The organism is Desulfobacterales bacterium (genome assembly GCA_034003325.1).
GTDB lineage: Bacteria > Desulfobacterota > Desulfobacteria > Desulfobacterales > JAFDDL01 > JAVEYW01.
This window is the reverse complement of sequence record JAVEYW010000002.1, coordinates 309,263-333,532: the sequence shown is the minus strand read 5'-3', so window position 1 is coordinate 333,532 and position 24,270 is coordinate 309,263. Positions and strand designations below refer to the sequence as shown.

Sequence of the window (24,270 nt, the reverse complement as noted above, 5' to 3'; positions counted from 1 at the left end):
CGAATGTTTTCAGAACGATTCAACTGGGAGGATTCCCCCACCCTCTTTGGCAAGCTGCTTGCGGAAAAACGCGCCAGCGGCAAACCGATAATGGATCTGACCGAATCCAACCCCACACGGGTGGGATTTCACTTTGAGGCGGATGCCATTTTGTCCGCCCTATCCCGTCCCGAATCCTTGCGCTATGATTCCGATCCGCGAGGAACGCCCTGCGCCCGGCAGGCCGTGACGGAATATTATAAACCCTTGGGACAACGCATCGACCCGGATGCCGTCCTGTTGACGGCCGGCACCAGCGAAGCATACGGATTTTTGTTTAAGCTTCTTTCAAATCCCGGCGATGAGATTCTCGTCCCCGCACCGGGATACCCCCTGTTGTCTTATCTGGCCAGATTTGAGGGGCTCTACTGCCATTCCTATCCGCTTCGCTATGCGGATGACAGCGGGTGGTCAATCGATGTCGAGGTTCTCAGCGCACTCATCACGCCCCAAAGCCGCGCCATTATCATTGTCAATCCCAACAACCCGACCGGTTCCTACATAAAAACAGATGAACTGGCGCAAATCGATTCCCTTTGTCGCCGGCACAATATGGCTCTGATCGTGGATGAAGTGTTCTCGGATTTTGAGGCGGTTTCGGTGCCCGGCAGAGAAAAAACGGTGGTAACCAAAACCAACGCGCTCACCTTTGTGCTCAACGGCATTTCAAAGACACTGGGCCTGCCGCAGATGAAGCTGGCCTGGATCATTGTCGGCGGCGATCCACATTTGGCAAATCTTGCCATCGACCGCCTGGAGGCACTGCTTGATTTTTACCTCTCCGTGTCCACGCCGGTTCAACACGGGTTAAAGCGGCTACTGGCGGGCCGATTCGCGATTCAACAACAGATCAATGCCCGAATCATCGAAAACAGCCGGTTTCTGAAAAACCAAACCGATCAAACTCGAAACTGCCGAATGCTGATACGGGAGGGCGGATGGTATGGCATTATGGAGATTCGTGACGGCGTATTGGATGACGCCCGCGCCCTGTTGATGCTCGAAAAGGAGGATACGCTGATTCATCCCGGGTTTTTTTATGATTTTTCTCGGGACGGGATGGTGGTGCTGAGCCTGTTGCCGGAACCCGCGAATTTTTCTCAAGGTGTTGGCCGACTGCTGAATCGTTTTGCAATGTCAAAAGGGTAGCGCGGGCACAGCCGAATTTGATCCGGCTGTGCCGTCACAGCGGTGTTTTTTATCGTAAGGCTGAGCGCGGCGCCTTTCCGGCAAGCGGATTGTAAAGCTTCATAATGGCGAATTTCATCACGTCCAATGTTTTGGTATCAGCAATGATGTCAAGCAGCTTATCACTGGCCTCAGCCGGAAGTACACAAGCATTGTTCGCGTCGAATGCAAGATCTGTAAAGCCTTTAACCAGTTTTTTCTGTTCCTTGGCGTTCATTTCGACCGTTACCGCTTTTTTCCCGTCAATTTCAACCACCTTATCCGCAAGGCCGGCAGCAGTTATTTTTCCGAGTTTTTCATCATCCAGAAACACATTAATGTAAAAATCTGCCATGTTATTCTCTCTCCTTTGTTTAATCAGATCACGTATTAGGTTTCATATTGAAACGGGTAACGAAATTTAAAAGATGAATCATAGAATTTTGAACTATTAATGGAACTGAAAGGATAGATCAAGACCAATTGCACTGGTTTTTGAGGTTTAACACAGGCAACAATCATTTAAGGGGGTTTTTCCGGTCAAGAAGCAGATAGCGGCCGTAAAAATAGCTTTCCCGCGTCAAGAACCGCCATCTGCTTTCAAAGCCCTTGAATCGGCTTGTCGGTGTCGGTGACGGATAGGCTTCAATCCCAAGGTCGTGGGCAAAGGTGATCGCCCGCCGCATGTGCAGCGGGTCACTGACGATCAGAACCGTCTCAAGGCCGTTGGCCTGAAGAATCGGCTTTGCTTCCAGCAGGTTCTGAAGGGTCGAATGGGACCGGACCTCCAGCAGCATGTCGTTTTCCGGAACCCCTTGTTTCAGGCAGTAATTCCGCGCCGCTTCCGATTCAGCAAGCGTGTCGCCCGACCCGACGCCTCCCGTCAGTACCAGTTTTTTTACTTTTTTGTCATGATAGAGGTTGATTGCATGGCGAATGCGCTGCTCGAATACCGGCGTTGGCACTGATCTGGCCACCGCAGCGCCGAGAACGATCGCTGCATCGGCGTTGATGTCGGACACCCGATACGAATACAACGCAACGCTGCCCATAAGAAAGGCCGCCCAGCCGATTGGAAACGCACAAATGGCAAGGATAACATATAATAAGGTCTTTAAACGCTTTAGCTTGGATTGTGTGTCCATACGCGAACACCATATCTGATTTGAGCAGGGGATACAACCCTCGAAACCTTCACCTTTTGAGGCAATCGCGGTTCTCTTCGCAGGCAGTTACCCAGCCCGTGCGGGTTTGCAGCCCCCTGCTTGACAATCTTGCATTAAGACTGAAAGTTAAGGGTAATAGGTAGCTCCGGTTCCCCTTCATGGCAAAGGTCCTTCAACCAAAAGGAGGATAAGAAGATGAAATCAACACTCCAAAGCAAGTATAAAGTCATCATAGACCTGGCGAAACTAAACGAACTCAATTCGGAAGGCTGCGCTGCCTGCGGCCGAAAATTCGAATTGGGTGAAACGGCGGTGGTGGCCTGCGGAACCTGGGAAGGCGGCCCCAAATTTATTCATGAAAACGAAGCCGTATTGGACTCCCAGACCGGCGGCTATGTCGAGCGGCGATGCGTGGCAAAACCGATCGGTTAATTATTCATCAAAGGTGAGATCCTCCGGCCACGGGCGCACATGACCGTCGGCCGGTCCCTTTTTACACGCATTGATGATGACGCGGCTATCGTAAAACACCATATCCCGGCTCGGATCCACGTTGTTGAAAATCTTCCATAGCATCAGACTGCCGTCCGAAAGGTCGATATCCGCGTCGAAAAAGATTAGCACATTGAAAGGGGTAAGCGCTTGCGTCGTGGCCAATTTATCGCTGATCTCCCGGCCGCTTTGGGTTTCGCCTTTTTCCACCGACAGGGCCAACAGGCGATTAACGGTCCGGTTCGTCTCGGGTTTCTCTGAAAAAAGAAAACGGCAATTTCGCACCTCCGCAACCAACCGCTGAACGGCCGAAGCATTCAAGGGGGGTTGCGGCGGGGCCGGCAGGGGAAGGGGGTGCCGATCGGGCTCTCCCGGAAAGCGTGTCGTGAGGTCAATGCCGATTTTGGCGCCGAAATTGGCCGCGGATGCGCTATGATCCAGTACGTCCAGCACGCCCTTGGTTTGAATGATATCCGATGACAGATCCAGCCGGGTCAGCAAGAGATCGATCAACGTGCTGCGATCCCGCGGGGATACATCCCGATCCACGACGGTAATGGTTTTACAGAAACTCATCTGCCCCTGGCCCCAAAGTCCGCTGACCAGTTTATGCGCATGGCCGGCATATTCCTTGTCGAGAGATACTACCACACTGTTATGAAAGACCCCTTCCCAGGGAAGCCAATAGTCTTCGACCTCCGGCATGACGGTTTGAAGCAGCGGCAGGCACAACCGTTCGGTGGCTTCCGCCAGATAGCAGTCTTCCATGGGCGGGCGGCCCACCAGCGTGGCATTGTAGATCGGATTGTTGCGATGGGTGATCGCCGTGACATGAAACACGGGGTAATGATCCGCCAGAGAATAATAGCCGGTATGATCGCCGAAAGGACCCTCCCATCGCAATTCGTTCGGATCCACATACCCTTCCAGTATAAATTCAGCTTCCGCCGGCACGTTAAGGTCGTTGGTGAGGCATCGGGTCATGATCACCGGCTTTTGACGAATAAAGCCGGCCAGCAGGATTTCATCAATGCCTCTGGGCATGGGTGCCGTGGCTGCGTATATGGTCGCGGGGTCCGCGCCAATGGCGACAGATACGGGCATTCTTTTTCCGGCGCGCCGATATTCGTTGAAATAATGAGAGCCGTCCTTGTGAATGTGCCAGTGCATGCCGGTGGTGGTTTTGTCGAACACCTGCATGCGGTACATGCCCAGGTTCTGCCGGCCGGTTTCCAGGCTGCGGGTAAACACCAGAGGCAGGGTGATAAAGGGACCGGCATCTTTTGGCCAGCAGTGAAGCACGGGCAATTTGGACAAATCAATCTGCTCGCCGGTTAAGACCACTTCCCGGCACGGCGGGGTTTTTCCTTTAAAGGTGCGGGGGAAAAACCGGGTCAAACCAATCGCCAGGGGCAGCATGCCCAGCGCCGCTTTAAGGGTCTTTGGCGGATTCATGTTAATATAGGCGCGAACCCGTTCCGCAAGGTCATCCAGATGCTCGACCCCCAAGGCCATGCAAATGCGTTTGGGACTGCCGAAGATGTTCGTAGCAACCGGAAAGGCCGAGTTTTGAACATTTTCAAATAATAGGGCCGCGCCGCCATGCGGGCTTTTGGATTCCCGGTCCGTCAATTTGCTGATCTCAAGATATGAAGAGACCACCTGTCGAATGTGCTTCAGCTCGCCGGCACGTTCAAGCCGGTTGAGAAATTCCCTTAAGTTTTTATACAAGAGGCGTATGTCTCCCTATCAAAGATTTAAAAAAAGGCGGCGACGCGGCAGTTATTTAATGAGCTCATCCAGCAACACCCCGATAAACAGGGTAACGGAAATCACGGCGTTCATATGGAAAAAGGCGATGTTGACCCGGCTAAGATCATGGGGTTTCACCATTCGATGCTCCGCGATCATCAACCCGCCGATGATGCCAACGGCCCCGAGATAAACGCCTCCCATGTCAAACGCGAAATAAACGAAAAGGAAAAACACAAATGAAACCACATGCAGGCATCCGGCAATGGCAAGCGCGCTTGGCACGTTGAACCGGGCCGGAATGGAATGGAGACCCGTCTGTCGATCGAAATCTACGTCCTGACAGGCGTATAAAATATCAAATCCGGCAATATAGGCCATCAAGGCCACCGAGAGAAGCGTGATGGCGGGGGAAAACGCGCCGGTAAGGGCGATCCAGGCACCCAGCGGCGCCAGCGCGATAACCGCGCCTAAGTAGAGATGGCACAAAAAGGTGAATCGCTTGGCATAGGAATATAAGAACATCAACAATAAAATCGGAACCGAAAGATAAAAACACAGAGGGCCGAGCATGGCTGCGGATAAAATAAAAAGCCCCGAAGACAGCATCACAAACCCCATCGCGGCATGTCGGGTCAGGCGGCCGGAAGGGATTTCTCTGGCGGCGGTTCTCGGGTTTTTGGCATCCAAATGGGCATCGGCGATGCGGTTAAATCCCATAGCGGCTGAGCGCGCGCCGACCATGGCGCCCAGAAGCCAAAGCATCTGCCAAAGGGTGAGCGGGTGCGTTCGTTGCGCCAGGACCACGGCGCAGAGCGCAAAGGGAAGGGCAAAGACGGTGTGTGAAAACTTGATCATTCGACCGTAGGTAAGCACCCGTGTCCACGCAGTTTCACATGAATGTAAGCTATTGATCTCTGTACCGGACTTCATTTTTCTCCTTCGGCGCCGCTCATATCGAGCCCTGAAATCACAAATCCGCACGCCGGGCATTTGCCGTTTTGAATTCGATTCTTTCGAACCACAAAGCCGACCCGGTCGATCAGGTTTTTGCCGCACGCGGGGCAGGCCGTGTTGTCTCCGCCCTCTGTGGGCGCGTTTCCCATATAGACATATTTAAGTCCCGCTTCAAGCCCGATTTTTCGAGCCCGTTTCACAGACCCGTCAGAATGCCGTCGCGATTTTCTCGACCCCGCAGAGGCCCCTTTGTCCGGGTTTTATTCGGCAGCGGTGATGAGCAGAGATTGCATTTAACACGCGAGGCCTCTATGCGGCGCTCATAAAGGTAGGCTTCTATACCCGATTCTCCTCTTTTTTGAAACGGACCGCGTCGGTGCTAGATGATGGCACTTTCGGGACCCTGGTTTGCAGTGCAGGGAACACTTAACGGACGGGTTCTAAACCGGGGGGTGGGCGTGATGACCATGCCGGTAAAATTGCCGAAGGGGCAGTGATGCAACCAAAAGGATTCTTCAAGGCATCGGGCGATATTTTCGGAGCCGATGGGAATGTTGCACAGTGATCGCCAGGCGACCGGTACTTTTCCCAGTATTTCGTGCACGGTTTCTTTCAGCTCGCGAAGGCTGACAGGGTTCGCCTTGTCCATAAAGGATTCTTCGTGCGCCTTTTTCAATTGTCGTTGGGTTTTTTTGATGGCGTGCCGGCTCATGATACCTATAAACACACGGTCCTTGGCCACCCGGCATGCCTCTGCGATGGCCATTTTTGGATAATCAACAAATTCAAGCGATTTTACAATCAAGACATAATGAAAGGCGTTATCTTCAAACGGAAGATCTTCCGCTACGCCGCGATGCAGATCAACGCGGTTACCCAGCACGGCCTTCGCCGCATCCAGCATATACGGGGATGGATCGATACCGGTTAGAGACAGGCCCGAATCCCTTAACCCGAGAAGACTGCCGCCTGCGCCGCAACCGATATCCAGCAAGCGTCTACCCGGCAAAGGCTTGAGAAGTCCCATCATCAGCCGGGTTTCCCGTTGAAGGGCCGCTTGATTGACCGGAAAATCCGCCCATGTTTTGTAAACCTTGACATCATTGAAAGTGAATATATGCCCCATAAAAGGCAATTTATATAAATAAAGCGGGTTTTTCAAGGGTAAACCCGCTGAAACGACACGTATCCAATCGGTCTGAGGCCGCCTGACTGGAATGCGGCCTTTTCCCCCTTCAGTCCTGAGCCGTTTTTCCCGTCAGTTTAATTTTAAATAACCGGCAGGCGTTTTCATGAAGCGTATTCGCCATGGCCTCGGGAGCTTCCCCTCGTACCTCAGCGAGTTTAAGCACCACGGATCGCACAAAGGCGGGTTCGTTGCGATGGTGGTGATTTCTCTCAGGCGTCGGTGTTAACCAGGGCGCATCGGTTTCGGCCAGCAGGCGCGTCGCCGGAATGAGCGGAACCAGCTTTCTGAGCTCGGCGCCGCGTTTTGCCATGGTGACAATACCGGTTACACCAATGGAGAGACCCAATTCCAGATAGGCTTCCAGTTCCGCACGATTGCCGCTGAAGCAGTGAATGACCCCCTTGAGATCGGGGGAAGCGTGTTGTTTTAAAAGCGCCAGCAAGCGGCCCTTTGTGTCTCTTTCGTGGAAAATGACGGGCAGAGCAGAATCTGCGGCCGCCTTAAGTTGCTGAATGAACCCGGTCTCCTGATCCGGAATCGAAGAATACATGCGGTTGAAATCAAGGCCGATTTCCCCCCATGCACGTACTTTGGAATGGCTGGCGAGCCGTTGAAGCGAGGCAAGCGCTTTTTCCGTGCATTGGCTCGCATGGTGCGGATGAATACCGACGGCGGCAAAACAAATGGCGAATTTTTCGCACAGAGCGATTGCCTGTCGGCATGTGTTTTCGTCCACCCCGGCAATCATCAAGCCTGTGCCGCCCGAGGCTCTAAATCGATCTATCACCACGTCTAAGTCCTTTTTAAAAACGGGATCATCCAGATGGCAGTGGCTGTCAAAAATCTTCATAAAAAAAGGCGTTCCTTTTTGATGCAGTTAACTTAAGTGATTTTCAGTAAATCGGTATGCGGAAACAATTGTGGGTGATCCGTCCGAAATCACCGCATCACGATTCTTACCCGGAACCAAGCGGGCAAGTTGCGGTTTTTCGCTTGAATTAGCATATCGGAACATATAATACTATCATCTTAAAGAAAAAAGGTTTGATAGCGGCACGAGGCGAGTCATTATCTGTTTTATCGGTTAGTTATCAATCGTCGGCCGCATGTGTTTGCCATTGGTGTTTAACCGAATGAAACCTGCATTGCGCCAGCCGGTGGCCGCGGATAACGGTGTGCTTGCTATCACAAGCGGGATTGCTCTACTTTGAACATTTAATGAGGGGGCTATGTTATGTTTACAATCGTAAAACGGGAAGAAATGGCCGGCGGGACGGTGATTCTCAATGAAATCGCCGCACCTTTAATTGCGAAAAAAGCCAAACCCGGCCAGTTCGTCATTCTAAAAGCCCATGAAACCGGCGAGCGAATTCCGTTGACCATGGCGGATACAAATCCGGAAAACGGCACCATCACCGTTATTTATATGGTGGTAGGAAAAGGCACCAGTGTTTTTAGAGACCTAAAAGAAGGCGATGCCTATCAGGACGTGATCGGTCCGTTGGGCAAAGCCACCCACCTTGAAAAAGTAGGAACGGTGGTCTGTGTCGGTGGCGGCACCGGCGTGGCAGTCATGCATCCGATTACCCGGGCATTAAAGCAGGTCGGCAATCATGTGATCGGCATCATCGGTGCCCGCACCAAGGACTTGCTGATACTGGAAGATCGCATGCGGGCGGCTTCTACCGAATTGCACATATGCACCGATGATGGATCATACGGGCACCACGGCTTTGTAACAGAGGTGTTGAAAAAAGTCCTTGAAAAGGAGGACGTGAAACTGGTGGTGGCCATCGGTCCGGTTCCCATGATGAAGTTCGTTTCCAAAATGACCAAGGAGTTCGGCGTCAAAACGATCGTAAGCCTTAATCCCATCATGGTGGATGGTACGGGCATGTGCGGCGGCTGCCGGGTATCCGTGGGAGGCGAAATGAAATTTGCATGCGTGGACGGGCCGGAGTTTGATGGGCATGCGGTTGATTTCGATGAATTGATGCTTCGGCTGCAGGCATACTGTGATGAGGAAAAGCAATGCTATAATGATTACTGCCGCTTGACCGGCGTGTGATTTGTCATGTGTGGATCTATTCTAAAGCCTTTTAAGCGCGTATCATTTAAAGAAGGGCATTGACTGCCAAGCAGTCCAGCCGCCCCGCTTCCGGTTTTGCCGGGTTAGGCGGGTACAACTTTTCGCTTTTCACAGTTGCAAGCGTTGGTTGGGTCGATAACGCCTCTTAGCTGTTTTCATCGGGACTTTTCAGGAGGAAATTATGTCGGAAGAATCGAAAAAAAAGGACAAGAAACCGCGTCAGGCCATGCCCGAACAGGCGCCTGAAATAAGGCGGCGTAATTTTGAAGAAGTGCCGTTGGGGTATACTCCGGAGTTGGCGATCACGGAAGCCGATCGCTGTTTGCAGTGCAAAAACCCGGGGTGCGTTAAAGGATGTCCGGTCGGAGTAGATATTCCCGGCTTTATCAAGCTCATTTGTGAAAAGAAATACACGGAAGCCATTCGGCATATATGGACACAGAATGCGCTTCCCGCCGTTTGCGGGCGAGTCTGCCCCCAGGAAATTCAGTGCGAGGGAGAATGTATTCTGGCGAAAAAGGGAGCGCCGGTCGCCATCGGGAACCTGGAACGCTTTGCCGCCGATTATGAACGCCTCCATGGGACGGGCGCCTTACCGCCGGTCCAGGCGCCCACCGGCAAGAAAGTGGCGGTTGTCGGTTCAGGTCCCTCCGGTTTGACGGTTGCCGGGGATTTGATTCAAAAAGGCCACGCCGTGACGGTTCTGGAAGCGTTTCACAAACCGGGTGGCGTACTTGTGTACGGAATTCCGGAATTTCGCTTGCCCAAGGCGATCGTGGCTCAGGAAGTTAACTTTCTTGAAAGATTGGGCGTTAAGGTGGAATGCAACGCTGTGGTTGGCCGGACTGTGAGTTTGGACGAGTTGTTTGACGAGGGGTATGACGCGATTTACATCGGAGTGGGTGCGGGGTTGCCGCGATTCATGAATATTCCCGGCGAGAACCTGGTGGGAATACTGTCTGCCAACGAATACCTGACCCGTGCGAATCTGATGAAGGCTTATCGGTTTCCAGAATATGATACCCCGATTCCCCGGGGCAAAGATGTGGTCGTCCTCGGCGCCGGAAACGTGGCCATGGATTCAGCTCGAACAGCGATGCGTTTAGGGGCGAACCGCGTACGGATTGTTTATCGCCGGTCCCGGGACGAAATGCCGGCGCGGACCGCTGAAATTCACCATGCGGAGGAAGAAGGCATTGAATTTTTCTTGTTGACCAACCCAGTGCGCTATATCGGTAACGAAAAGGGACGGCTGACCGGAATGGAATGTATTCAAATGGAATTGGGCGAGCCGGATGATTCGGGCCGACGGCGCCCCATTCCCAAAAAAGGCTCCGAGTTTAAAATGGAATGCGATCTGGTCATCGTGGCGGTCGGTTCCGGTGCGAATCCGCTACTGACAACGTCCACGCCGGAGCTGGGATTGAATAAACGGGGATATATTATTGCAGATCCTGAAACCGGTAAAACCACCAAAAAAGGCGTTTGGGCCGGTGGAGACATTGTTACCGGCGCCGCAACGGTTATCCTTGCCATGGGGGCAGGCAGGAAGGCCGCCAACTCGATTCATAAATACCTCACCATGGGGTGGTAACCGCGGCCGCTTATCGTTGAGAAGACATCAAGAGAAAGCCGGCCGGCCGCTTGGGTTGCGCCGGCTTTTTTTGAGCACAAACCCGAAAGGGACGGCCGATGGAAAAAATAAGCGTTTTTGTCAATGAGCTATGCATGGAGATCCCTTGCGGGCAAAGCGCAGGCGCGCTGCGTAATTCCGTGAAGCCCATGGCGGACGTACTGATTCTTAACGGAGCGCCCTGCGCACCGGAAACCATACTCCAGGCAGGTGATCACGTCGTATTGATTCAGCGGGGAGAAATTCCGTCGCGGGAGGACCTTGAATCCCTGATGGTGGCGCGGCATACGCCCGGGGTTCACGACGTGATGAAAAGGGCGGTCGTCGGCATCGCGGGCCTTGGCGGACTCGGCTCTCATGTAGCTGTCAGCCTTGCCCGCATGGGGGTGGGGACCCTGATCATGGCTGATTTTGATGTGGTCGAGCCGAGCAATCTCAATCGCCAGCAGTATTTCGTCGAACATATCGGTTGCTATAAAACCGATGCCATGGTGACGATACTGGAAAAGATAAACCCCTATCTAAAGGTAATCCCGCATCGGGTGCTTCTGAATAGGGAAAATATCCCCGTTATTTTTCAATCCGCCCGTATCGTAATCGAGTGCTTTGACCGGGCGGAGCAAAAAGTATTGCTCATTGAGACCGTATCGGAACGCTTGCCCGATGCGTTGATTATTACCGCCTCCGGGCTTGCCGGCTATGGGGACAATAACAGTATTCAAACGAGAAAACTTGCCGATTCGGTTTATGTGGTGGGCGATCTCGTCAGCGCAGCCGCGCCCGGCAGGGGTTTGATGGCGCCGCGGGTCAGTATTACCGCCGGGCAACAAGCGAACCTGGCTGTCAGCCTGCTGATGGACGTGGAGAAAGCCGTGCTATGATTTTCTGTCGCCCATTTGAGAAAGAGCGGCAGCCCAAATTCCGGGGGTGTATTCGCTCGCTGATTGGCGACACCGGGGCACAACAAAAGGGAGGGCGGTTTTACCTTCACTACGGAAAACCGCCCCCGGCGTCAATCTTGTCAAGGCTGTGCCTTAAACTGCTTCTTTCAACTTTTTACCCGGTTTGAATTTGATAACATTGGCAGCCTTGATCTTGATTTCTTCACCGGTTTGAGGATTGCGGCCGACTCGCGCTTTGCGGCGGACTTTGAGGAAGGTGCCGAATCCCACTAGCGTAACCTTGCCGTCTTTTTTCTTCAATGCCTTGGTGACATTGCCGACAAACGAATCTAGCGCCGCCGCAGCCGCCACTTTAGAGATACCAGCGTCTTCTGCCATCTTTTCGACTAATTCCGCTTTGGTCATTTACCCCTCCTACGCTTAAGGTTTGTGTTGAAAAAAGATCCACTCACCTCTTTTTGGTCTGATTACAAGAAGATATGTGCATTGTCAATAATTAAATGTCGAAATGGTAAGGCTTTACGCTAATATCAATTCAGGAATCCTGATATCCCGGCTGTTTCCAAAAAGAATAATTTTAAATATAGCGTGATCTGTAGGGTTATAATTTTTTTTTTATATTTTGCAAGTCTTTTTTAAAGAAGGGGTTAAATTTTAAAGGTTTTTAATAAATAATGAAAGTATGGCACAATATGTTGTTGTTTTTTCCATCTTGACACACAAGCCAAGTTCATCTATATCCCCATAACAGAATCATCAACAAATGGGAATGGGGGTTTTCCCGAACCTTACGATCAGGTTGCGCCCTCTTTTGGGTGCCATATCACAAGAACATTATTTTTTTATGGGGCTAATGGAATCTTCGGGTCAGGAACAAATTCCCGCACGGCTCAAAGGCGTTGGGGATAGCTTGTGGGTAACCTTTGACCCCACGCAATCCCGGGACCGGCTGAAGGATGAGCTGAAGCGAATTTTTGAACGGTTGCGCCATCTGGCGGTTAATGCCAGGGTGATTCTCGATCCCGGAGAAGAGAACGGTCATGACGTATTGATAGGGGATCTGGCTGCGTATTTAAAAGAAAGTTTTGATGTAGGGATGGTGACGGCGCCGCCGAAGAAGCGAACTATTCAGGCCGAAAGCCATCGGAAAAAAGAGATGGATGATGCATGGCGCTACCGCCGCAGCGACGTGCTGATGATCTCCGGACGGGTCCGCTCGGGCCAGAAAATAGAGGCGAGAAAGCATCTGGTGCTGCTCGGCGATGTGAATCCCGGTGGGCAGGTGACAGCCGGCGGCGATATACTGATTATGGGACGCCTTTGTGGGAACGCGATAGCGGGTTATCCGGATAATGAAACCGCGATCGTCATGGCGCTTGATTTTCGACCGACCCAGGTTCAGATCGGCGGTTTTGTCGCAGCCGGTCTTCCGCCCAGATCGGAAAAAGGTGCGGAATTTGCCCATGTGGAAGAAGGCAGCATTCTGGTGGAAGATTACCTTAAGGTGGATCCCTACAGCAAATTGCCTTGGCCGGAGCTTCGATAGTGTCCATTCGGAAACGGTATGTATTATCTACAAAAATTACCCTATAAAACCGTGAGGTGAAAATTGGTCGGAAAAACTATTGTGATCACGTCAGGCAAAGGCGGCGTGGGAAAATCCACGGCTACGGCGAATATCGGCGCTGCCCTCGCAATGGATGGCAAGCGGGTTGCGGTTGTGGATATGGACATCGGGCTTCGAAATCTGGATGTCATTCTCGGGCTTGAGAACCGGATTGTCTTTACAGTAGTCGATGCCGTCAAGGGCCGATGCCAGATTAAACAGGCGGCCATCAAGGATCGAAGAATTGACAATCTTTTTCTGATTCCCGCCTCTCAAAGCGACAACAAGGATGTACTGAAGCCTGAGGAAATGGTTACATTTTGCAACCGAATGCGAAAGGAATTTGATTTTATTCTGATGGATTGCCCGGCCGGAATTGAAAGAGGGTTCGAGAATGCCGTTGCCGGCGCGGATGAGGCGGTGGTTGTCTGCACGCCGGAAGTCTCTTCCATTCGGGATGCAGATCGGGTGATCGGTTTGCTGTATGCCAGGCAAATCACGCCCAAACTCGTTATTAATCGGATTGTTCCGGAAATGGTGCAAAGAGGTGACATGCTCAGCCATGAAGATGTAATGGATGTGTTATCCATCGAATTACTGGGATTGATACCGATGGATGAGCAGGTCGTCATATCCACCAACACCGGGCAGCCGCTGGTTGCCAGAAGCGGGTGCAAGGCGGGGGAGGCCATGTGGCGTATTGCCATGCGACTCAACGGCCAGGCGGATCTTCCTATCGAAGTGCCCAGATACCGAAAGGGCTTCTGGGGAAGGTTCGGCCTGAAAATCGCGAGTAGGAATTAAGGAGGCGCTCCCATGCTCAATGGTTTTTTTGAAAAGATACTTGGCAAAAATAAAAGTAAGGATGTCGCCAAAAAGCGCCTCCAATTCGCACTTATCTATGACCAGATGGAAGTATCGGAGGACATATTGGACAGCCTTCAGCGGGACGTGGTTGCCGTTATTTCCCGTTATTTCGTGATTGACGAAGACGCGATCAAGCTGGATATTCAAAGAGAAAAGAACGTCTCGGCACTGATCGTGAACACACCGATCATTCGGGCCATGCGAAAGCAGCCCGGCTCGGCCTGATGTGGCCTATCGCAGGCCATGCTGAAAAGATGAAATATTCGCCGCGTTCCCAACAAGGTGTTGCCCCTGAAAGCCTGTTATTTTTCCGACCTGAAAGGCGCAAGGCAACGCCTTGTTGATTAGGTCAAAGGTTTCAGGCGGGCAGGCGAACAGCAGCTCATAGTCTTCTCCTCCCGCAATCATCATGGTTTGGGGAGACAACTCGTATTTTCGGCAAAAGGCCGTCATTTCATCTTCCACTCGAATATCCTTTACTTCGATTTCGATGCTGACGCCGGAAGCCGCCGCCAAGTGACGGGCATCTCCGGCAAGCCCGTCGCTGATGTCCATTACGCACATTACGCCATGATCCGCCAGCACGGCGGCCGCGTCAAACCGGGCGCGCGGCGCCTTGAACCGTTTAACCAGTTCGGGAAACCCGGCATCTTTGCGTTGCAATGCTTCCAGGCCGGCCCTGGCCAGTCCCAGCGCGCCAGTGATGTAGAGGCCGAATCCGGGGCGGGCCGTTGATCGAGTGGGGAAGATATCCTCGCGGCCTTCCCCGACGGCAAAGAGATCAAGGGCAAAGGCGTCGCCCCTTGAGATGTTGCCACCCCCCAGAGCACAATCGTATGCGCTGACCGCCCTGGCAATCCCGCGATAAACACCGACCACGGTTTCTTCCGATAAGCCTTCCGGCAAGCTCAGGTTGATAAAGAGTGCCGCCGGCTTCGCATAGGAAGCCGCCAAATCGCTCAAGGTTACGCTGACGGCTTTTTCGCCGACTTCCTCCGGTGTTTGCCAGTCGAAACGGAAATGAACACCCTCGCGGTGCGTGTCCGTCGTAACGACCGGATGCCGCAATGTATCAAGCAGGCAGGCATCATCTCCGGGCGGCACACGCACAGCCGTATGATGCCGATTCAAGCCGATTTCACTGCCGGTCAATCGGGCGATCAACCCAAATTCGTCCCGCCATGGCAGCGCAAGCACCGGTCTCGGGACACAAGTCAACCCCTGCCCCATTTTTAGGATAAGGGCCTCATGGGTTGGGGGTTTCGGCAAGGAGGGCAAATACAACGTAACACCGGCGGCTCCGTTTTCGATATATAGACAGGCCTCGCAGGCGTCCGGTCCGGTTACCACCGATAGGGGAAGCGGAATGCCGGATGCGCAGATCTTCAGTTGGGATAGGATGGCGGCCGTATCCTTTTTTCCCTTTCGCGATATTACCGGAGTGCTCACTGACAGAAAATCAAGGCTGTGCAGAATACTGCTATCCGGCAAGTGATGCAACGGTGCACTCATACCGAGAAGGGCGTGCTCACCGATGATTATTCTTACCGTTTCGATCGTTTCCGTCGATTCCGCCAAATGGACGCCGTCGGCATCGATGGCTCTGGCGAGAACCGGATCATTGTCAACGAGAAGCAAAACGCCGTTGGCGAGGCAGAGATTGCGAATCGTCAGCAGTTCCTTAAAATGGGAGAGTGAAAAGGCGCCAGTTGCAACACGAAGCATGGTGGCGCCGGCGCGCAACGCGGCTTTTGCTTGTGCTTCGGCACATAGCCCGGCATGCCCAAACCCGATGATGCAGCAAAATCGCAGCCCTTTTGTCAGCATGGTCGGCAACACGATCAGCCTCCGAACCGGTTCACCCAGGAAAGAAAGGTAGTCACTTTTCCCTTCCCGTAAGGCGTGAGTGTCCTTACGATTTCTTCCACGGATTTTTTGTTGGCCGTCTCATTTGCGGATTTGGAAAAAAATTTATCCGCATAGCAGATGATCTCTTCTTCCAGGGAAACCGGCCGCATATCCCGCTCCGGCAGTGGAAGCTGATGCCAGCGAATTTCCTCGGCGCTGATGCCCACCCCCACATGCCGTTCGCAAACCCGTGCGTGCTCAAAAAGCCCTATTTTTTCCAACAACTGTCTTCCGAAATAGCCGTGGCAGATATAGGGATGATTCCCAAAGCAGCCGATATCCGGTGCTCGGGTCATAAAGATGCCGATATCGTGCAGCAAGGCGGCCTCTTCTATCAACGTGCGGTTCAGAGCGACCCCCGAGAGTCGATTCGCAACGCTCAGGGCTTTTGCCGCAACGCTTTGACCGTGGGCAAGGAGAATGCCAAAACTTTTGGATTCGGGCGGATAATACGCTTTAATAATCTCAATGGGGTCCACCATGCTACCCCCGGCTCTTACCGGAGAGAAGCACGCCTTCAATAAACGGGTCTATATCCCCATCCAATACGGCGCTCACATTACCGATATCCAATCCGATGCGATGATCCTTGGCCATCTGGTACGGGTGCAGGACATAGGAACGAATTTGACTTCCCCATGCAATGTCGTCTTTACTGTCATGAAGCGCCTGAAGTTTATCGTCCTGCTTTTGTTTTTCGTGCTGGTAGAGCCTTGCCTTCAGCACCTTCATGGCAAGATCGCGGTTGCGGTGTTGGGATTTTTCCTGCTGGCATTGAACAACGATTCCCGTCGGCAGATGCGTAATGCGAACCGCACTGCTTGTTTTATTCACATGCTGCCCGCCGGCTCCGGAGGCGCGAAACACATCAATGCGCAGATCCTTTTCGTTGACATCTATTTCGATTTCATTGTCCAACTCGGGAAATACGAAAACCGATGCAAAGGAGGTATGGCGTTTGCCGTTGGCATTATAAGGGGAAATGCGGACCAGCCGGTGAACCCCGATTTCACTTTTTAAGTAGCCATACGCATAATCACCGCCGGCTGTAAACGTGGCGCTTTTAATGCCGGCCTCGTCTCCGGGTTGCAGATCAATTAATTCGGTTTTATATCCTTTTCGCTCCGCCCATCTTAGATACATTCGAAACAGCATCTCCGCCCAGTCCTGGGCTTCGGTGCCGCCGGCCCCGGCGTTGATGGAAATAATGGCATTATTAAAATCCGTCTCACCGGTGAGCATCAGGCTCAGTGAAAACTTTTTTACGCTTTGTTCCAGTTCAAGGAGTTGCTGAGTCACTTCGGCAAGGGTATCGTCATCCGATTCCTCGACAGCCATTTCATGAAGCAACCGGCAGTCTTCCAGATTGTTTTTCAGCTTGTAAAAAGCGCCCACCTTATTGGTAAGCACGGTTCTTTCCTTTAATATGGATTTACTCTGCTCGGGGCTGTCCCAGAAACCGTCACGGGATATCAGGTGCTCGATTTCTTTTAAGCGGTTTTCTTTGCCCGGCAGGTCAAAGATAACCTCGAATCTGTTGAATGGCCGCTTCAAGTTCCTTGATCGTCTGTTTGGTTTCGTATGACATAAAAAGCCTCCTTTTTCTGATGATTCGTCTGTTAGGTTCGTTGAATCAGGGCGATCGGTTCGGCGCCGTTAATGATGCGCTCGCTTTTTTGGGGGTACCATCCCACTGAAAACGAGTATGATCGTTGTTGCCAAGCATATCAAGGCGAAACTATCCCCCCATCGGGTATAGGGACTTGTTTTGGTCAGCATGGGAACGGGCTGCGTCATGGCGGCATCTTTAAATAAGCCCGTGGTGCCGAGAATGCGACCAACCGGGTCAATAAAACCGCTGATTCCCGTGTTGGCGGCGCGAATAACGGTGCGCCGGTTTTCAACGGCGCGAAAAACCGCCATAGAAAAGAGCTGATAGGGGGCGCTTGAGGTGCCATACCAGGCGTCATTGGTGATATTGACGATGCAATTCGCGCCGTTTTGTACCAATTTTCTGGAAAGACCTGGAAAGATCATCTCATAGCAAATCTGAATACCCAGCCGGTAATCCTTCGTTTGAAGTGTTTTACCTTTGACCCCGGGCTCAAAATCACCCACGGCCTCAACAATTTTACCGATAAACGGCATCCACCTTTTTAAAGGAACATATTCCCCGAACGGCACCAGTTGCGCTTTATCATAATGGTCCGCGATGTCACCGTCCGAAGTCACCAGATATGCCCGGTTTCGATAACTGACCACACCCCCATTGTTTTCAAAAGCGGGGCTGCCGATAAGATGATCACAGCCCATTGCACGAATAGCTTGAATCAACCCCGGCGAATAATCGCTTTCCGCCATAAAATAGAAGGGAGTGGCGGTTTCAGGCCAGATGATTAGTACCGGGTTCCTTTGCGCGGTGAATCTGGAAAGCGAAATGTATTTTTCAAGCGTATGCAGCCGGAAAGCCGGATCCCATTTGCTTGCCTGATCGATGTTTCCCTGAATTACAGCGAATTCCGGAGCCGGGGCGGCACTAATCCGTTGATCCACATCTGCAATCCTTTTTTCGCCGTATCCCCAGGACAGAAAAAGCAAGATGAAAAAAAAGACACCGACCCATGCGGCATGCTTGAATTGAATGCGTTTCCCCTGCCAATGACCGCTGCGTGCAGCCTGATAGACTAGAAACAGGGCGGTGTTTCCAACGGCCACCAGAAACGATACCCCGTACACGCCAAACATATCGGAGATCTGAATAATAGGCAACACCTGATACTGGGAGTATCCGAGCATCTCCCAGGGAAATCCGGAGAGAAAAACCGCTCTGATATATTCAAACCCGACCCAGCCCACCGGACCGAAAACGCCGAGGATAACCGGGTGCCTGCAACCCCTGCTGATGAATACGGCAAACCCGGCCGTATATAATGCCAGATAAAAGGCAAATAAAAAAAGAACGGGCAGGCAAACCAACCAGTGCAGTTGCCCAAAGGTTCTCATCGTATCGGCCAGCCAGTAAACAAGTGTGAGATAATGGGTACAGCCTGCGATCAAGCCAAGGCCGAAACTTTGTCGGGCGGACTTATCCTTAACGGCGGCCAAAAGCGGCACCAACGCCCCCCATGCCAGCCAGGATACTCCGGCTTTTGGAAAAGCGGCTGTCAGCGCAAGTCCACTAACAACAGCCCAGAAGATGGCATGGTTTTCAAATCGAATAAATTTCAATGTGTTAATTGGTTCTCCAGGATTTCAGCGCGCCTATCCATCCCGCTGACAGGAAATCACTTTGAGTTTTTTAAATTCAAACAGCAGGGTAGCCTTAGCACGTTCTGAAAATATGTCAACCGGATTTTTTTATTCAACTTCTTGGTATTATAAAGGATTCTTTTCTGGCAAGGTCGTGGGGCGGGTGTAAAAACAACTCAACCAAAAACAGGGCAGGCCTGCAAGTAAAAACGATACCCTTGCAAAAGGCCCTCACAATGGGTAAATTTTCATTCAAGCACTTGCCGTAACGGCCTTTTTCCGGTTATCCCTTGAACAAAATGGCCTTTATTTCAACACAACTGCCCTTGGGCAGATTGCCAACTTCGACAGCGGCTCGAGCCGGGTAGGGCGCCGTAAAAAATTCGGAATAGATTTCATTGAACTTGGAAAAATTCCCCAGGTTGCTTAAAAAAACGTCTACAGAGACAAGCTGGTTCATTTGGCATCCGGCAGCCAAAACTATCTGCCGAAGGTTTTCAAGCGTTTGTTTGGCTTGCAGCTCAAAGTCCGGGCTGATCAGTTTGCCGGTAGCCGGGTCGAGACCGATCTGGCCGCTTATAAATACGAAATCACCCGCGGCGATAGCCTGTGAATAGGGTCCGATGGCCGCCGGGGCTTTGCTTGTGCTGATTGCTTCCCGTTTCATGAATATGTCCTCCTCCTGTTCCGCAACGACGGGGGTCACCATAATCAGGCCAAATCCAAGCTTGGTTCAGCGCTGTATCTCTATTGACACAAAGGCGGGAAGAAAACAAAGGGTTTCGAAAAAAACTACCATTTTGGATAATCAGAACCCGAATAGCCCGAAAGGAGGCGGTGTCGTTTGGAACAAGACCGAAAAAAATGGAATGAAAAATATGCGGTGGGCCAATATCCGAGCGCCCCGTCCGCCATTGTCAAGGACTTTTATTCAACGGGCCCCGTGGGCCGCGCCCTGGATATTGCCGCCGGCAAGGGCCGCAACAGCCTGTTTTTGGCTGAGCGGGGATTTCAGGTGGAGGCGTTGGATATTTCAGAGCGGGCATTGCTCGGCCTTGAAACATACCGGAATGTGACGCCACGCCGTGTTGATTTTGATGATTTTGATATTCCGGAGAACCAATACAGCCTTGTTTTAAATGTCCGTTTTCTGCATCGCCGGCTATTCCCCCAGATTATGGAAAGCCTTGTCCCGGGCGGCGTTCTGATTTTTGAAACATATTTGATGGACGAGGATGCCGCTCGCGACCACGAACACCGCAGGGAGCACATGCTTCGCCCGAATGAATTGCTGCGGGCGTTTTTGCCGCTGAGGATTATTTACTACCGGGAAACCCTTTCCGGGAATGGGGAAGAAGATCGCGCTATCGCATCCCTTGTTGCGATAAAAAAATAACCCCGAAAATCCCGCAGGAAGCCGAGATAAAGCGATTGCGGGAAAAAAAACCGGGAAGCACCCCAACGGGGAATCCTTCCCGGCATTCTTGGTTGGTAAGACCAACCGTTTTGATGCATGACATCAATCCGCGCCGTATTTGAAGGAGACGCTTACCCGCGCGCGATAGGCAACAACCTTTCCGGCCTCGATTTTTAAGTCCAGTTTGGAAATTTCGGCGATTCTCAACTCTCGAAGAGATTTTCCAGCGGTTTCCACGGCATTTTTAGCGGCATCTTCCCATGATGTGGCGCTGGTGCCAACCAATTCAATGACTTTATAGACGCTGCTGCTCATAAGTCCCTCCTTAAATTAATAAATGTTGGTGGTTATGCCCTATGTCCTTTTGAATAAGGCGGCTGATATGGCATAATGGGCCTTGTTCCCCTTGTAACAAGCAACAAGACGCCTTATTGCCGAAGTTATACCGGACAATGATTCATTTAGAATAAGCGCTTCAGATTTATTAAGTCAAGGTTCAATGGTCTAAACGCCCGGCGCTGTTGATTCCGCTTTGTTTTTTGAAAATTGGTCTTGACTTTTAATCATAATTTAATTATTTTTAATGGTAATTATTATCAAAAGTGTATAACTTATTGAAAAACTAAAATTTCTTAAGCACCATCCTAACCAATAGGCTTCTTTAATACGGGTTTTTCTGATATGACACCTATCAAATCGCAGTTATGAAAACTGCTGGTGGCGCAGGAACTAGGCCCCCCCCCGATGATAATGGGCAACGACTGCGCCTTTTGGTGCTGAAACGCCGGTATAAAGCCTCTCCAAGAAGGGAAAAAAACATGGAAAAAGAAAAGGACGCAGGGAAAAAACAGTTCGACATTAAAGATGTCACCATTTGCAGCGCAACGGGTCAGATGCTGGAAAAAGCGCGCCGTGACGGGGTTGAAACCGCCTTTGACCGAGCCGCAAGTATGAAAGCCTGTCCTATTGGTGCGGATTCCGCATGTTGCAAGCACTGTTTTATGGGGCCTTGTCGCCTGAATTCCAAGGACCCTTACAGCAAGGTGGGCATTTGCGGTGCGGACATTGATACGATCGGGGCTCGAAATTTTGCACGCATGGTGGCCTCCGGCGCCGCCGCCCATACAGACCACGGCATGTCCATGCTGGATCTGTTCCGGGAAGTGGTAAACGGCAATATCAAGGATTACAAAATCAAGGATATCGGCAAACTCGAATCGGTGGCCCAGTCCATCGGGATTGAGACGGAAGGGAAAAGCGTTCAGCAAATCGCCGAGGAATTGTACAAAGAGTTGGAGCGGACCTATACCCAGGTGGAAGGAGAGATTCCCTTTGCCAAGCGGGTGCCCGCAAAAACCCTCGAAACGTGGCGCAAACTCGGAATCGTTCCCAGGGGGGCCATGCGCGAAATTATGGAGATCATGCACCGGACCCATATGGGGGTGGACCAGGACTATAAAAATATCGTGAAGCAGTGCAGCCGAACGGCTTTATCCGACGGATGGGGTGGCTCAATGGTAGCCACCGAGATTTCCGATATTCTTTTCGGAACCCCCTCACCGGTCGCGGTTGAAGTCAATATGGGCGTTCTCAAGGAAGACCAGGTGAATATCATTATTCACGGCCATGAGCCCAACCTGTTTGAATCGGTTCTGGAATCGGTCCATGAACCCACTCTCGTGAAAGCAGCAAAAGATGCCGGCGCCAAAGGCATCAATCTCGTGGGGATGTGCTGTAGTGGTGCTGAAATGCTGGTCCGGCACGGTATTCCCCATGCGGGCAACTTCATGTCAACCGAAGCGGTGCTGATTACGGGCGCGGTGGACGCCATGGCCGTGGACGTTCAATGTATCAAGCAAGGGCTGGCCAAGGTGGCCGACTGTTACGGAACCAAGCTTTTCACCACCAACCCGCGATGTCACATTACGGGCGTTGAGCATATCGAATTTCATGAGCATGATCCCAAGGGCTGCACGGATGAGATTGTTATCCGCGCCATTACGCGGTTCAAGAATCGGACAGCCCCGATTGAAATCCCCAAGATTATCAACACCGGGGTTCACGGATTTTCCCACGAATATATCAATTACATGTTGGGCGGCTCCTTCCGCGCCTCCTACCGACCGCTGAACGACAACATCATCAATGGCCGAATCCGGGGGGTTGCCGGTGTCGTCGGTTGCACGAATCCACGCGTAAAACAGGATTGGGTCCATGTGGAGCTGGTCAAGGAACTTATCAAGAATGATGTTCTGGTGGTACAAACCGGTTGTTCACAGGTTGCTTTGGCCAAAGCCGGGCTTACCAGTCCTGAAGCATCCTGCCTGGCCGGACCTGGACTCCGCGAAGTCTGTGAAACCGTGGGAATGCCGCCGGTGCTGGGCCTCGGATCTTGTGTGGATAACAGCCGCATTCTCATTGCTTGTACCGAGATGGTGAACGAGGGCGGCTTGGGCAATTCCATTGCCGATTTGCCGGTGGCAGGGGCTGCGCCCGAGTACATGAGTGAAAAAGCGATTTCCATTGGTCACTATTTTGTGGCTTCCGGCGTATACACGGTATTTGGCGTGACGTTTCCGACCGTTGAGGGTACCAAGTTCCATAACCATCTGTTTGAAGATCTTGAGGGGATGGGGTGCGGTAAGTGGGGCTTTGCCATTGATCCCTATGAAATGGCTCAAATGATGATCGCTCATATCGATAAAAAACGAAAAGCGCTCGGCATTGATAAGGCCCGCGAGCGCGTGCTGATGGATATGGCCGACCGGCGTCAGATGGAAGTGTCCTGAGTCGGACGCTGCCGTTAACAACATAGCCGTGATAACCGGCAACTAATTAAGAGGGGTCCGTCAGGGCCCCTCTCATATTCAAGCGGTAAAAAATGTCGGGGGCAGGCGATTTCATGACGGATTGATGAAACAATCGCCATAAATAATTTTTTGGGTGGTGCCGGCCGTTGTCTTCAGAATCAGGGCGCCCGTGTCGTCCACATTCATCGCCGTGCCTTCCACAATCTCACGGGTCGTCACCACGCGGACCGGCCGACCTAACGTGACGGTGAGGTTCCGCCAAGCGGCAAGGGTCTGTTCCCAGGTCATTTGGACCATGGCTTCTTCCAGCAAATTCAGAAACCGGCCAAGCAGTGTTGTTCGTCGAACCCTTTCGCCGAGGAGCATTTTCATGGTGGTGGCGTTCGGTTCAACCCGGCAGGGGTCGTTATTGACATTCAGGCCGATCCCGATGTTGAGGTATTGAACCCTGTGCCCGTCTGTAGCCATTTCCGAGAGCATGCCGGCTATTTTTTTTCCGTCGACCAAAATATCATTGGGCCATTTAACCCCGGCATCGATATGATACTCCTTCCGCAACAGGTTCGCCAGTACGACCGAAACAAGAAAATTAACCCGGCCGCAGTCAGCGGGGTTGATATCCGGGCGCAGCACGAGCGTAAAATAAAGTCCGCCCTTGGTGGAAACCCACTGTCGGTCCATTCGGCCGCGACCTTTTCTCTGCTGCTCGGCCACCACAACCGTAAACGCCGGGCATCCTTTTTGCGCCATGTTCCGTGCTTCATCCATGGTGGATTCAATTTCCGGAAAATAGTGAATCGCATTCTCCCTGCCCGGTATTCTATAGAGCGCCATCTTTCTGTTTACTCCTACCCGCTGTCACGGCATCGGAATGGTGTTAAACGGTTTAAGTTATCATGAAGGGTTCATGTTAAGCGGGGACCCTGAAAAAAGCAACAGCATCGGTACAGCATCGATACAGGGTTGTTTCAGAATTGTATCGTTTCATACTGTTTCAGACCTAACAAACCGTTTTAATAATATATTA

Annotated in this window: 25 protein-coding genes; 10 read left to right on the top strand and 15 right to left on the bottom strand. The window is 51.9% G+C overall.

Features of this window, described 5'->3' with window-relative positions; genetic code table 11:
- Nucleotides 1-3 precede the first annotated feature (3 nt).
- On the top strand, nt 4-1,188 hold the full coding sequence (locus RBT11_03510) for a pyridoxal phosphate-dependent aminotransferase (protein ID MDX9785821.1): 1,185 nt from the start codon (nt 4-6) through the stop codon (nt 1,186-1,188).
- A gap of 49 nt (nt 1,189-1,237) precedes the next feature.
- Here the strand turns inward: RBT11_03510 and RBT11_03505 are convergent, their stop codons facing one another.
- A complete protein-coding gene (locus tag RBT11_03505) occupies nt 1,238-1,561 on the bottom strand; it encodes a hypothetical protein (GenBank protein MDX9785820.1) in 324 nt (107 codons plus the stop codon).
- A gap of 163 nt (nt 1,562-1,724) precedes the next feature.
- Entirely contained in the window at nt 1,725-2,351 is a 627-nt protein-coding gene (locus tag RBT11_03500; GenBank protein ID MDX9785819.1) for a YdcF family protein, read from the bottom strand.
- Nucleotides 2,352-2,567: 216 nt separating this feature from the next.
- Between RBT11_03500 and RBT11_03495 the strand changes: the two genes are divergently transcribed.
- On the top strand, nt 2,568-2,804 hold the full coding sequence (locus RBT11_03495) for a hypothetical protein (protein ID MDX9785818.1): 237 nt from the start codon (nt 2,568-2,570) through the stop codon (nt 2,802-2,804).
- Here the strand turns inward: RBT11_03495 and RBT11_03490 are convergent, their stop codons facing one another.
- From RBT11_03490 to RBT11_03470, 5 genes are all read right to left on the bottom strand, one after another.
- Entirely contained in the window at nt 2,805-4,595 is a 1,791-nt protein-coding gene (locus tag RBT11_03490) for a menaquinone biosynthesis decarboxylase (protein MDX9785817.1), read from the bottom strand.
- A 51-nt stretch (nt 4,596-4,646) separates the two neighbouring features.
- A complete protein-coding gene (locus RBT11_03485) occupies nt 4,647-5,549 on the bottom strand; it encodes a UbiA-like polyprenyltransferase (GenBank protein ID MDX9785816.1) in 903 nt (300 codons plus the stop codon).
- Entirely contained in the window at nt 5,546-5,773 is a 228-nt protein-coding gene (locus RBT11_03480) for a hypothetical protein (protein ID MDX9785815.1), read from the bottom strand. The genes RBT11_03485 and RBT11_03480 overlap by 4 nt, the downstream gene beginning before the upstream one ends.
- Before the next feature lie 179 nt (nt 5,774-5,952).
- A complete protein-coding gene (locus tag RBT11_03475; protein ID MDX9785814.1) occupies nt 5,953-6,735 on the bottom strand; it encodes a class I SAM-dependent methyltransferase in 783 nt (260 codons plus the stop codon).
- A gap of 73 nt (nt 6,736-6,808) precedes the next feature.
- A complete protein-coding gene (locus RBT11_03470; protein MDX9785813.1) occupies nt 6,809-7,612 on the bottom strand; it encodes a TatD family hydrolase in 804 nt (267 codons plus the stop codon).
- 384 nt (nt 7,613-7,996) lie between these two features.
- On the opposite strand from RBT11_03470, the gene RBT11_03465 reads away from it, so the two are divergent.
- The 3 genes from RBT11_03465 (at nt 7,997) to thiF (ending at nt 11,365) form a co-directional block, all read left to right on the top strand.
- Entirely contained in the window at nt 7,997-8,830 is an 834-nt protein-coding gene (locus tag RBT11_03465) for a sulfide/dihydroorotate dehydrogenase-like FAD/NAD-binding protein (GenBank protein MDX9785812.1), read from the top strand.
- 202 nt (nt 8,831-9,032) lie between these two features.
- A complete protein-coding gene (gene gltA / locus RBT11_03460) occupies nt 9,033-10,445 on the top strand; it encodes an NADPH-dependent glutamate synthase (protein ID MDX9785811.1) in 1,413 nt (470 codons plus the stop codon).
- Between the two features lie 98 nt (nt 10,446-10,543).
- Nucleotides 10,544-11,365, top strand: a complete 822-nt coding sequence (gene thiF, locus RBT11_03455) for a sulfur carrier protein ThiS adenylyltransferase ThiF (GenBank protein ID MDX9785810.1) — start codon at nt 10,544-10,546, stop codon at nt 11,363-11,365.
- Nucleotides 11,366-11,518: 153 nt separating this feature from the next.
- On the opposite strand, the gene RBT11_03450 is transcribed toward thiF, so the two are convergent.
- Complete coding sequence (locus tag RBT11_03450) at nt 11,519-11,791, bottom strand: HU family DNA-binding protein (protein ID MDX9785809.1); 273 nt, start codon at nt 11,789-11,791, stop codon at nt 11,519-11,521.
- A gap of 448 nt (nt 11,792-12,239) precedes the next feature.
- On the opposite strand from RBT11_03450, the gene RBT11_03445 reads away from it, so the two are divergent.
- The 3 genes from RBT11_03445 (at nt 12,240) to minE (ending at nt 14,084) form a co-directional block, all read left to right on the top strand.
- Nucleotides 12,240-12,932, top strand: coding sequence for a septum site-determining protein MinC (locus RBT11_03445; protein MDX9785808.1), 693 nt, complete (start codon nt 12,240-12,242; stop codon nt 12,930-12,932).
- A 63-nt stretch (nt 12,933-12,995) separates the two neighbouring features.
- Complete coding sequence (minD, locus tag RBT11_03440) at nt 12,996-13,796, top strand: septum site-determining protein MinD (protein ID MDX9785807.1); 801 nt, start codon at nt 12,996-12,998, stop codon at nt 13,794-13,796.
- Between the two features lie 12 nt (nt 13,797-13,808).
- Nucleotides 13,809-14,084: a cell division topological specificity factor MinE gene (minE, locus tag RBT11_03435; GenBank protein ID MDX9785806.1), complete on the top strand. Its 276-nt coding sequence runs from the start codon at nt 13,809-13,811 to the stop codon at nt 14,082-14,084.
- Nucleotides 14,085-14,090: 6 nt separating this feature from the next.
- On the opposite strand, the gene thiL is transcribed toward minE, so the two are convergent.
- From thiL to RBT11_03410, 5 genes are all read right to left on the bottom strand, one after another.
- A complete protein-coding gene (thiL, locus tag RBT11_03430) occupies nt 14,091-15,698 on the bottom strand; it encodes a thiamine-phosphate kinase (GenBank protein ID MDX9785805.1) in 1,608 nt (535 codons plus the stop codon).
- 2 nt (nt 15,699-15,700) lie between these two features.
- Nucleotides 15,701-16,249, bottom strand: coding sequence for an HDIG domain-containing protein (locus RBT11_03425; GenBank protein ID MDX9785804.1), 549 nt, complete (start codon nt 16,247-16,249; stop codon nt 15,701-15,703).
- 1 nt (nt 16,250) lies between these two features.
- A protein-coding gene (gene prfB, locus RBT11_03420) for a peptide chain release factor 2 (GenBank protein ID MDX9785803.1) occupies nt 16,251-17,355 on the bottom strand; the annotation gives its coding sequence in 2 pieces (ribosomal slippage) (nt 16,251-17,291 and nt 17,293-17,355; 1,104 coding nt in all).
- A gap of 68 nt (nt 17,356-17,423) precedes the next feature.
- The gene (gene lnt, locus RBT11_03415; protein ID MDX9785802.1) at nt 17,424-18,995 is read right to left on the bottom strand and encodes an apolipoprotein N-acyltransferase; all 1,572 of its coding nucleotides are present in this window, start codon (nt 18,993-18,995) and stop codon (nt 17,424-17,426) included.
- A gap of 304 nt (nt 18,996-19,299) precedes the next feature.
- Entirely contained in the window at nt 19,300-19,683 is a 384-nt protein-coding gene (locus tag RBT11_03410; protein MDX9785801.1) for a RidA family protein, read from the bottom strand.
- A 177-nt stretch (nt 19,684-19,860) separates the two neighbouring features.
- Between RBT11_03410 and RBT11_03405 the strand changes: the two genes are divergently transcribed.
- Complete coding sequence (locus RBT11_03405; protein ID MDX9785800.1) at nt 19,861-20,412, top strand: class I SAM-dependent methyltransferase; 552 nt, start codon at nt 19,861-19,863, stop codon at nt 20,410-20,412.
- Between the two features lie 123 nt (nt 20,413-20,535).
- On the opposite strand, the gene RBT11_03400 is transcribed toward RBT11_03405, so the two are convergent.
- Nucleotides 20,536-20,748, bottom strand: coding sequence for a dodecin family protein (locus tag RBT11_03400; protein ID MDX9785799.1), 213 nt, complete (start codon nt 20,746-20,748; stop codon nt 20,536-20,538).
- A gap of 503 nt (nt 20,749-21,251) precedes the next feature.
- Here RBT11_03400 and cooS point away from each other — a divergent pair.
- A complete protein-coding gene (cooS, locus tag RBT11_03395) occupies nt 21,252-23,222 on the top strand; it encodes an anaerobic carbon-monoxide dehydrogenase catalytic subunit (GenBank protein ID MDX9785798.1) in 1,971 nt (656 codons plus the stop codon).
- A gap of 111 nt (nt 23,223-23,333) precedes the next feature.
- Here cooS and RBT11_03390 read toward each other — a convergent pair whose 3' ends face one another.
- Nucleotides 23,334-24,077 carry a biotin--[acetyl-CoA-carboxylase] ligase gene (locus RBT11_03390; protein MDX9785797.1) on the bottom strand — a complete coding sequence of 248 codons (744 nt, stop codon included), beginning with the start codon at nt 24,075-24,077 and terminating at the stop codon, nt 23,334-23,336.
- Nucleotides 24,078-24,270 lie beyond the last annotated feature (193 nt).

Bases quoted from the DNA above. Each gene is read 5' to 3' on its own strand.
- RBT11_03510 (MDX9785821.1), top strand. From the start codon at position 4: ATGTTTTCAGAACGATTCAACTGGGAGGATTCCCCCACCCTCTTTGGC.
- RBT11_03505 (MDX9785820.1), bottom strand. From the start codon at position 1,561: ATGGCAGATTTTTACATTAATGTGTTTCTGGATGATGAAAAACTCGGA.
- RBT11_03500 (MDX9785819.1), bottom strand. From the start codon at position 2,351: ATGGACACACAATCCAAGCTAAAGCGTTTAAAGACCTTATTATATGTT.
- RBT11_03495 (MDX9785818.1), top strand. From the start codon at position 2,568: ATGAAATCAACACTCCAAAGCAAGTATAAAGTCATCATAGACCTGGCG.
- RBT11_03485 (MDX9785816.1), bottom strand. From the start codon at position 5,549: ATGAAGTCCGGTACAGAGATCAATAGCTTACATTCATGTGAAACTGCG.
- RBT11_03470 (MDX9785813.1), bottom strand. From the start codon at position 7,612: ATGAAGATTTTTGACAGCCACTGCCATCTGGATGATCCCGTTTTTAAA.
- RBT11_03465 (MDX9785812.1), top strand. From the start codon at position 7,997: ATGTTTACAATCGTAAAACGGGAAGAAATGGCCGGCGGGACGGTGATT.
- gltA (MDX9785811.1), top strand. From the start codon at position 9,033: ATGTCGGAAGAATCGAAAAAAAAGGACAAGAAACCGCGTCAGGCCATG.
- thiF (MDX9785810.1), top strand. From the start codon at position 10,544: ATGGAAAAAATAAGCGTTTTTGTCAATGAGCTATGCATGGAGATCCCT.
- RBT11_03450 (MDX9785809.1), bottom strand. From the start codon at position 11,791: ATGACCAAAGCGGAATTAGTCGAAAAGATGGCAGAAGACGCTGGTATC.
- RBT11_03445 (MDX9785808.1), top strand. From the start codon at position 12,240: ATGGAATCTTCGGGTCAGGAACAAATTCCCGCACGGCTCAAAGGCGTT.
- minE (MDX9785806.1), top strand. From the start codon at position 13,809: ATGCTCAATGGTTTTTTTGAAAAGATACTTGGCAAAAATAAAAGTAAG.
- RBT11_03425 (MDX9785804.1), bottom strand. From the start codon at position 16,249: ATGGTGGACCCCATTGAGATTATTAAAGCGTATTATCCGCCCGAATCC.
- RBT11_03410 (MDX9785801.1), bottom strand. From the start codon at position 19,683: ATGAAACGGGAAGCAATCAGCACAAGCAAAGCCCCGGCGGCCATCGGA.
- RBT11_03400 (MDX9785799.1), bottom strand. From the start codon at position 20,748: ATGAGCAGCAGCGTCTATAAAGTCATTGAATTGGTTGGCACCAGCGCC.
- cooS (MDX9785798.1), top strand. From the start codon at position 21,252: ATGGAAAAAGAAAAGGACGCAGGGAAAAAACAGTTCGACATTAAAGAT.
- RBT11_03390 (MDX9785797.1), bottom strand. From the start codon at position 24,077: ATGGCGCTCTATAGAATACCGGGCAGGGAGAATGCGATTCACTATTTT.